This is a genomic window from Photorhabdus sp. RM96S (assembly GCF_042879335.1).
Lineage (GTDB): Bacteria > Pseudomonadota > Gammaproteobacteria > Enterobacterales > Enterobacteriaceae > Photorhabdus > Photorhabdus kayaii.
The window spans coordinates 1-292 of sequence record NZ_JBHFKT010000235.1; the positions used below are offsets into that span (position 1 = coordinate 1).

Below are 292 nucleotides of genomic sequence, written 5' to 3' on the forward strand. Positions count from 1 at the left end.
CATTAATCTTCAAGTGGCGCCCGGCTTCAATCGTCGCCGCGTGGTTATTGAGCTCACGCGCCTGACCGGTGGCCGTCAGGGCGTTATCCAACTGGCCGCCGATGCGCATGTCGCCCACGCTGTAAATCTGCGCATGATGCTGGTTGTTGAGCGTTCCGGTGCCGATGTCCAGCCGGTCACGTGCCGCAATGACCGCAGCTTTGCCGTCCTGGGCGGTGTTATTCAATGTGCCCGTCTGGAGGGCCAGCTGGTCCCCGTAAATGCGCCCGGTGCCGGTATTGTTCAGGGTGTT

At 61.3% G+C, this 292-nt stretch carries 1 protein-coding gene; it reads right to left on the reverse strand.

Going from position 1 to position 292, the window contains the following annotated elements:
- The coding region (locus tag ACGF49_RS25135) for a hypothetical protein (RefSeq protein ID WP_387493507.1) at window positions 1–292 on the reverse strand (292 nt) is incomplete at both ends.